This window comes from Clostridium thermopalmarium DSM 5974 (genome assembly GCF_002995795.1).
GTDB lineage: Bacteria > Bacillota > Clostridia > Clostridiales > Clostridiaceae > Clostridium_H > Clostridium_H thermopalmarium.
In genome coordinates this window covers 1-5,518 of record NZ_PVXN01000042.1, presented here as the reverse complement: position 1 = coordinate 5,518, position 5,518 = coordinate 1, and the positions used below count along the sequence as shown (strand labels likewise).

Annotated in this window: 6 protein-coding genes, 6 tRNA genes and 1 rRNA gene; all 13 read left to right on the top strand. The window is 30.0% G+C overall.

Annotated features, from left to right (window positions below):
- Positions 1 to 7: 7 nt before the first annotated feature.
- The 13 genes from rrf to CPAL_RS08330 all read left to right on the top strand — a co-directional run bounded on the left by rrf (position 8) and on the right by CPAL_RS08330 (position 4,972).
- Positions 8 to 124 (top strand): 5S ribosomal RNA (rrf, locus tag CPAL_RS08385).
- Positions 125 to 130: 6 nt separating this feature from the next.
- Positions 131 to 205, top strand: a tRNA-Glu gene (locus CPAL_RS08380).
- Positions 206 to 224: 19 nt separating this feature from the next.
- Positions 225 to 308: transfer RNA gene (locus CPAL_RS08375), tRNA-Leu, on the top strand.
- A gap of 14 nt (positions 309 to 322) precedes the next feature.
- Positions 323 to 396 (top strand) — tRNA-Gly (locus CPAL_RS08370).
- A gap of 6 nt (positions 397 to 402) precedes the next feature.
- Positions 403 to 479: transfer RNA gene (locus tag CPAL_RS08365), tRNA-Arg, on the top strand.
- 8 nt (positions 480 to 487) lie between these two features.
- Positions 488 to 562: transfer RNA gene (locus CPAL_RS08360), tRNA-Gln, on the top strand.
- A gap of 69 nt (positions 563 to 631) precedes the next feature.
- Positions 632 to 706 (top strand) — tRNA-Glu (locus tag CPAL_RS08355).
- 309 nt (positions 707 to 1,015) lie between these two features.
- Positions 1,016 to 1,708 (top strand): DNA/RNA nuclease SfsA, encoded by a 693-nt coding sequence (gene sfsA / locus CPAL_RS08350; RefSeq protein WP_061859246.1) that lies wholly within the window; start codon positions 1,016 to 1,018, stop codon positions 1,706 to 1,708.
- 88 nt (positions 1,709 to 1,796) lie between these two features.
- The gene (locus CPAL_RS08345) at positions 1,797 to 2,303 is read left to right on the top strand and encodes an NAD(+) diphosphatase (RefSeq protein WP_061859245.1); all 507 of its coding nucleotides are present in this window, start codon (positions 1,797 to 1,799) and stop codon (positions 2,301 to 2,303) included.
- Positions 2,304 to 2,421: 118 nt separating this feature from the next.
- Positions 2,422 to 2,595 (top strand): hypothetical protein, encoded by a 174-nt coding sequence (locus tag CPAL_RS13900; RefSeq protein ID WP_165815407.1) that lies wholly within the window; start codon positions 2,422 to 2,424, stop codon positions 2,593 to 2,595.
- A 132-nt stretch (positions 2,596 to 2,727) separates the two neighbouring features.
- Positions 2,728 to 2,913, top strand: a complete 186-nt coding sequence (locus CPAL_RS08340) for a hypothetical protein (protein WP_106024423.1) — start codon at positions 2,728 to 2,730, stop codon at positions 2,911 to 2,913.
- 215 nt (positions 2,914 to 3,128) lie between these two features.
- Positions 3,129 to 3,857, top strand: coding sequence for a tRNA threonylcarbamoyladenosine dehydratase (locus CPAL_RS08335; RefSeq protein WP_061859243.1), 729 nt, complete (start codon positions 3,129 to 3,131; stop codon positions 3,855 to 3,857).
- 170 nt (positions 3,858 to 4,027) lie between these two features.
- Entirely contained in the window at positions 4,028 to 4,972 is a 945-nt protein-coding gene (locus CPAL_RS08330) for a GNAT family N-acetyltransferase (protein WP_061859242.1), read from the top strand.
- The last annotated feature ends 546 nt before the right edge of the window (positions 4,973 to 5,518 follow it).

Genomic DNA, 5,518 nt, shown 5'->3' with positions numbered 1-5,518 from the left:
AATAATATCTGGTGGTTATAGCTTGAAGGTAACACCCGTTCCCATTCCGAACACGAAGGTTAAGCTTCAAAGCGCCGATGGTACTGCACTGGAGACGGTGTGGAAGAGTAGGTCGCTGCCAGGTAAATGTGGCTCCTTGGTCAAGCGGTCAAGACACCACCCTTTCACGGTGGTAACAGGGGTTCGATTCCCCTAGGAGTCACCACTTTAAATTTAATATATATGCAGGTGTGGCGGAATTGGCAGACGCACTAGACTTAGGATCTAGCGCCTTTGGCGTGGGGGTTCGACTCCCTTCACCTGCACCAAAATTAAATATTATGCGGGTATGGTTCAATGGTAGAACGTCAGCCTTCCAAGCTGAACACAGGGGTTCGATTCCCCTTACCCGCTCCAAAATATGCGTCTTTAGCTCAGCTGGATAGAGCAACGCCCTTCTAAGGCGTGGGTCAGGAGTTCGAATCTCTTAAGACGCGCCATATTATACTGGGATGTCGCCAAGCGGTAAGGCATAGCACTTTGACTGCTACATGCGTAGGTTCGAATCCTGCCATCCCAGCCATAATAAATATTTAATATTTATATTAAATATTTATTATTTTTTATTTTTTAATAAAATTTAATAAGATATGGCTCCTTGGTCAAGTGGTTAAGACGTCGCCCTCTCAAGGCGGAGTCAGGGGTTCAATTCCCCTAGGAGCTGCCAAAGCACACTTTAATAAAATTATTGAAGTGTGCTTTTTTTAGTAAATTGTTGAAGTTTACTTTATTTTAAAGTATAATACAGAGTTATCAACATTGTTGATAACTTTGTATTATACTTTGTTATATATTTTTGTATCATATGAAAGGTTGGTATTTGATAAATTAGTATTATAAATTAAGAAAAATACTAATAGGATATAATATAACAGAAGTATAAGATAGAATAAACAAAAACTTGTCCACAGAATTGTGGATAATGTTGATAACATTTGTGGATAATATTGTAAAATAATTATAAAGAAGGTGAAGTATGATTATAGATAGCAATATAGTAACTGCACAGTTTATAAAAAGACCTAATAGATTTGTAGCTTATGTAAAATTAGATGGAAAAGAAGTTATGGTTCATGTGCCTAATACAGGAAGATGTAAGGAAATTCTCGTACCAGGAACTACTGTGGTATTGAGAGAAGGGAAAAACCCAGATAGAAAAACAAAATATGATTTAATAGCTGGATACAAAAAAGGAATACTTATAAATATAGATTCTCAAGTGCCTAATGCAGTAGTAGAAGAGGCATTAATAAATAAAAAAGTAGAATATTTAAAAGATTATAATCAAATAAAAAGAGAAAAGACTTATGGAAACAGTAGATTTGATTTTAGACTCTCTAATGATAAAGGAGAAGAATATTATCTTGAAGTTAAAGGGGTTACTCTTGAGGAAAAAGGACATTGTATGTTTCCTGATGCTCCAACGGAAAGAGGAACAAAGCATCTCTTAGAGCTTGTAAGTGTAAAAAATTCAGGAAAAGGCGCAGGGGTTTTATTTTTGATACAGCTTGAAGGGGCCCAATCATTTTCTCCACATGAGGATATGGATAAGGAATTTGCAAAAGCCTTAAGGTTTGCAAGTAGTAATGGAGTTGATATTTTTGCTTATGACTGTAAAGTTGGAGAAAACTATATAACATTAAATAATCATGTAGATATTATATTGTAATGCAGCAAGATTAAATATAAATCTATCTATGCTAAAACGAGTAATTAGCTTATAATTAAATTATAAGCTGATTTAGGGGGAATATAGAATGAAATATAAATTTTGTCCTTTATGCGGCAGAGAATTAGTTATGAGAGATAGCTGGGATGAAGGAAAAGTTCCATATTGTCCAATAGATGATAAAATGTACTTTGATTTGCCTAAGCCGTGCGTTGTAGTAGCCGTAATAAAGGGCAATCAAATACTATTAATGAAGCAGAGTTATATATTTAAAAATTCTAAAGTTTTGGTATCTGGATATGTTGCTAATGGGGAAAGCGTGGAGAACACGGTAATAAGAGAAGTAAAAGAGGAAACAGGATTAACTGTAAATAATTTAAAGTATCTAGGAAGTGATGTAGTATCAGAATCAGAACTGTTAATGCTTACTTTTATGGCTGATTATGTAGAAGGTGAGATAAATAAATCTAAAGAAGTGGAATGGGTAGATTGGAGCAATATAGATGATGCCATTTACCAAATGGAAGAAGATGAAGTGGGAAAAAGAGTGGTTAAAAAAGTACTGCAAAATATTAATAAAGATAAAAGGTTATAATGTATAAAGTATATAATATAGATAAATTAAAATAATTAATGTATTATAAAATTTATCCTTTGCCTTGAAAAACTAAAACACAAAAGTGAGATTTTCTCTGTTTGAAAGGAGTAATATTATGCAGAAAAGTAACTGCAGCAAGTGTCAAGAATTCATCAGTAAAAAATGTGATGGAAAAGTTAATGACTGTATGTGTAAAAAATGTCCTAGAAATTTAGGAGAATGTCTTACTGTTAGATACTGCAGAGAAACGGAATCTGTACTGTATCCTGATGACGAGTATTATTATTAGAATTTGACTATACCCTAAGAGATTATAATAAGTATAAAATTTCTTAAGGTATAGTTTTATTTTTATGTATTTTATTATAAATTCAGAGCAAACTATATTAGAATTTATATTAATGATAAGGTGATGTATAATATGATTTGTGATAGTACAAAAATGATAATAGCTCAAAATTGTATTGGATATGAGCCAAAGTATATAATTAGTTTGCTCAGTATGACTTCTCTATCAGAGAGCTGCAATAACTGTCAAAATTATATTAGAGGAAATTGCATAAAGGGATTATTTGATGACATGGTGGAAACAATAAAAAGGAATTAATATATTAAGTAATATAAACATTAGCTCAAGATGAGGACTTTTTAGCATTATAAGTTCTCATTTTGTATTTTTATATAATATAAAGAGTAATTATATTCCCAGGAAATAACTCAAATTATTTTAAAGCTGTGCTGTAAATAGTAATTTTTTTAGTATAATATACTGATAGAGGATAAAAAATAGATATATATGCATAGAAAGGGAGAAAGTTTTAGATGTACCATTGGCTAAGTAGAACTGAAAAAATAATTGGTAAAGATAATATTAAAAAATTGAGTAATAGCAAAGTAGTAATATTAGGGGTAGGAGGAGTAGGTGGTTTCGCAACAGAAGCTATTGCAAGAAGTGGTATAGGAAATATAATTCTAGTGGACAAGGATCAGGTTGATATAACAAATTTAAATAGGCAAATAATTGCAACTAGAAGCACTATTGGGCAAGATAAAGTAGAAGTTATGAAAAGAAGAATTTTAGATATAAATCCAGATTGTAATGTAAAGACTTATAAAGTCTTTATAGGAGAAGATAATATAAGTGAAATTATAGATAGTGATGTGGATTATGTAATTGATGCTATAGATACAGTATCATCTAAAATTTCTGTAGCTGTTTGGTGTGAAAAACAAAATATTAAACTTATAAGTAGCATGGGTACAGGTAACAAATTAGATCCTACAAAACTAAGAATATCAGATATATATAAAACAAGTATATGCCCATTAGCTAAGGTTATGAGAAGAGAGCTAAAGAGAAGAAATGTAAAACATTTAAAGGTGCTATATTCGGAAGAACAGCCAATAAAAGCAACTATATATCCAGAAGAAATGGATAAAAGAAAAAAAGCTCCTGGCAGTACGGCTTTTGTTCCTTCTGTAGCTGGATTAATAATTGCATCTCAAGTTGTACGTGATTTGATTAAAGAAGATAAAATAAATGAAAGATAAAATTTAAACATTTACTGAGCATACATACTTATATTTATTAGTAATTCTACGATATATAATTAAATTATTTTTTATATAAGACAAGCATCTATATTTTATTTAATATAACAAGATAATATAAAATATATAATTTATGTAGAAAAATTTGTAAGATAGCAGGAGAGCACTAGATGAATAGAGAAAAAAATATAGATATTAAGGTTAGTCAAATAAAAGAGAAAGAATATGTAGTAAAAGATAGATTTGGAATAAACCTAGGGAGAATTTTCATAATAGAACTGAATAAAGAAGAGGGCTATTGCAGTTTTAGAATAAAATTTTATAAGAACGATTATAATCATGAGAATGAATTAAAACAAGCTTTAGAATTAATGATTACATCTTTATTTACAAATATGGATGTATATAAGGTAAGTGTAATAGCTGGCGAGGATATTATTATGACGCCATTTATAGAGTTAGGTTTTGCTTTAGAAGGCATAATATCGAATAGCTATATTGTTAATAAAATAAGAAGAGATGAATTTATATTTGGTATAGATGTCTATACGTTTAAAGGAAATAACAGTATAAATATACTTAGATTAAAAGGTAAAAATATAGAATTAAAAATACTGACTCCAGAAGATTCAAAATGCGTACTTGAATATTATAAAAGAAATAAAGAATACTTAGAACCATTTGAACCTACAAGAGATAAAGAATTTTATACTTTAGAAGGTCAAAGACAGAGTCTAGTAGAAAGTTATAAACAGTTTTTAAATGGCAGTAGTGTAAATTTTGGAATATATAAAAACAAGGTTCTTATAGGAAAAATTCAAGTAAATAATATAGTAAGAGGAGTGTTTCAGAATGCTTTTGTAGGATATTCCATTGATAAAGAAGAACAAGGTAAAGGATATATGAAGGAAGCTCTAAACCTTGTTTTAGATTATGCTTTTGATGATATGGAATTGCACAGAATAGAGGCAAGTACTTTAGTTGATAACACTCGTTCTCAGAACGTACTAAAAGCTTGTGGATTTAAAGAAATAGGAATTAGTGAAAAATATCTATTTATCAATGGAAAATGGAGAGATCATAAGATATTCTATAAAGTAAATGACAAACTATAAGACTGCATATAGGATTTGCATTTAGGAAAGATTCATTTTGCAAAGAAGCTCTAATATTTCTGGACTCTAAAACCTCAAAACCTTCTAAACTCGCTGTTGCTCAGACAATATTACAAAACTAATATTTATAAACTATAATAAATAAAAGTCATGTATGTAATGGAGTATATTTCCTATTTATGCATGGCTTTTGATTTTATACAGAACTTTTATGCATTTTGCAACACTCTTTTTGTTGTGCTTCGCGGTTAAAAAGAATATACTCTTTGATTGTCGCATTAGATACGACATATAGGTCGCATCTTATATGACAATGATGGCTTTTCTAATATGACACAATTGATATATAAAAAATACCAATATAATAATACAAATTTAATAATACTGATCGAAAATATCCACTAGCAAAATTTTTAAAATATTTTTGTACACATTGTATTAAAGGTGCATATCTACACTTTGGAGGGGATAGATATGAGAGATTTTACAATGGTACAAAATGAAGTGTTAAACTTAGGATTAAGTGGACAAGCCTTTAAACTATAC

Excerpts from the sequence above, each read along its gene's own strand:
- sfsA (WP_061859246.1), top strand. The coding sequence starts at position 1,016 with ATGATTATAGATAGCAATATAGTAACTGCACAGTTTATAAAAAGACCT.
- CPAL_RS08345 (WP_061859245.1), top strand. The coding sequence starts at position 1,797 with ATGAAATATAAATTTTGTCCTTTATGCGGCAGAGAATTAGTTATGAGA.
- CPAL_RS13900 (WP_165815407.1), top strand. The coding sequence starts at position 2,422 with ATGCAGAAAAGTAACTGCAGCAAGTGTCAAGAATTCATCAGTAAAAAA.
- CPAL_RS08340 (WP_106024423.1), top strand. The coding sequence starts at position 2,728 with ATGATTTGTGATAGTACAAAAATGATAATAGCTCAAAATTGTATTGGA.
- CPAL_RS08335 (WP_061859243.1), top strand. The coding sequence starts at position 3,129 with ATGTACCATTGGCTAAGTAGAACTGAAAAAATAATTGGTAAAGATAAT.
- CPAL_RS08330 (WP_061859242.1), top strand. The coding sequence starts at position 4,028 with ATGAATAGAGAAAAAAATATAGATATTAAGGTTAGTCAAATAAAAGAG.